Raw genomic sequence first — 386 nt, 5'->3', positions numbered from 1 at the left:
CAACCATNRAAGTCTCCAGTTACTGGGATATAATCACCATTAACTGTAAACGGTTCACTGCTGTAGCTACCATCTTCATTAAAATACCAGATATAGTCAGCAGCCGGACCGGGAGCATACCACAGTATATCTGTCCTTCCTGAACCATTGAAGTCTCCAGTWAYYGGKTYATAAACTCCATTAACCGTAAACGGTTCACTGCTGTAGCTACCATCTTCATTAAAGTACCAGATATAGTCAGCAGCCGGACCGGGAGCATACCACAGTATATCTGTCCTTCCTGAACCATTGAAGTCTCCAGTTACTGGGATATACTCACCAGTTAACTGTRAASGGTTSRCTAGTGTATTCTGGTATGGGTCTGGTTCCATCAATAGGCTGAAAAA

Annotated in this window: 1 protein-coding gene; it reads right to left on the bottom strand. The window is 43.2% G+C overall.

What is annotated here, in order from left to right:
• A partial coding sequence (locus tag B9T16_RS29520; RefSeq protein ID WP_410246480.1) for an FG-GAP repeat domain-containing protein occupies positions 1-371 on the bottom strand: 371 nt, incomplete at its 3' end.
• Positions 372-386 lie beyond the last annotated feature (15 nt).

The sequence above is a fragment of the Arthrospira sp. PCC 8006 genome (assembly GCF_046480465.1).
GTDB lineage: Bacteria > Cyanobacteriota > Cyanobacteriia > Cyanobacteriales > Microcoleaceae > Limnospira > Limnospira platensis.
This window is presented reverse-complemented; position numbering and strand designations above follow the sequence as displayed.